This is a genomic window from Comamonas testosteroni ATCC 11996 (genome assembly GCF_000241525.1).
Taxonomy (GTDB): Bacteria; Pseudomonadota; Gammaproteobacteria; order Burkholderiales; family Burkholderiaceae_C; genus Comamonas; species Comamonas testosteroni.
On sequence record NZ_AHIL01000023.1, the window covers coordinates 1 to 1,456 of the forward strand.

The window sequence follows — 1,456 nt, forward strand, 5'->3', positions numbered from 1 at the left end:
CGAAACACCCCAATCGCTTCCACAAGATTTTTCACCTGCCATTGCATGCTGCTCGACGCCTGCGCCCCCTGGGTCACCAGCTGCGCGTTCTGCTGCGTCAGATAGTCCATGTCCGCCACCGACTTGCCGACCTGGCTGATCTCCTCGCTCTGCTCACGCGTGGCCTTGCTGATCTCCGCAATGAAGTCCGCTACGCTGCGCGCCTGGGAGACGATGTCCCCGATGTTGCGCCCCGCATCGTTCACAACCAGAGAGCCCGCCTCGATATTGGCAGTGCTGGCCTGAATCAGCGTCTTGATCTCCTTGGCCGCATCGGCGCTGCGCTGCGCCAGGGCCCGCACCTCACCGGCAACGACGGCAAACCCCCTGCCATGCTCGCCCGCGCGGGCAGCCTCCACGGCCGCATTCAGCGCCAGCAAGTTGGTTTGAAACGCAATGCTGTCAATCACGCCGACGATGTCGGCAATGCGGCGGGAGTTGGCCGTAATGGACTCCATGGTGGCGACGATCTGATCCATGGACTGCCCCCCGCGCAGGGCCGCTGCGCTGGCTTCGCTGGCCAGCACACCGGCTTTTTGGGCCGTATCGGCGCTGGACTGAACCCGGGCCGTGATCTGCTCCATGGACGCCGAGGTCTGGGCCACATTCACCGCCAGCTGCTCCGTCTGCCCGTGCAGATAGCTGTTGCCCTGCTCGATCTCGTCACAGGCCTGCTGAACATTGAGCGCCTGCTGATTCACATCGTCCACCAGCCAGCGGAACATGAGACCGATCTGGTTGACCGTGCGCAGCGTGGTGCCGATTTCATCCGTGCGCTGCAGGTATTGCGTCTGCCGGTTGTTGCCGGTTGCCACGTTCAGCGACTGGCGCTTGAGCAGCTCCAGCGGCGTGGCGAACTGGCTCTCGAGCAATAGCGTCATCACCATCAGCGCCACCGTCATGAAGGCCGCCATCGACAGAAACTGCATCTGGCTTGGACCCAGCAGCCAGGCGCCAAGCACCAGGGCGCTCCACAAAGCCAGCGAGTTCAGGCGAATGCGCCGTCGCACCCCCATGTGCCGCCAGATCGACAGCAGCTTCCCCAACCCCTTCTGGGAGACTATGCCTTTGTGCAGCTCGGGGGCGGCAGCGCCCTTGTCGTGCATGGACTCATACAGCTTTTGCGCCGCCTCGACCTCTTTGCGCTCGGGCTGCGTGCGCACCGACATATAGCCCTTGGCCTTGTCATTGCGGATGATGGGAATGGCATTGGCCCGAACCCAGTAGTGGTCCCCGTTCTTGCGCCGGTTCTTGACCAGTGCGCTCCAGGGCTCGCCGCTTTTGAGCGTGGCCCACATGTCGGCAAAAGCGGCCGGGGGCATGTCCGGGTGGCGCACCAGATTGTGGGTCTGGCCGAGGATCTCTTGCGGCTCGAAGCCGCTGACCTCCATGAACGCCTGATTGGCATATTTGATGT

The 1,456-nt window shown here is 63.2% G+C and carries 1 protein-coding gene; it reads right to left on the reverse strand.

Features of this window, described 5'->3' with window-relative positions; all coding sequences use genetic code 11:
* The coding region (locus CTATCC11996_RS08530; protein WP_003075142.1) for a methyl-accepting chemotaxis protein at positions 1-1,456 on the reverse strand (1,456 nt) is incomplete at both ends.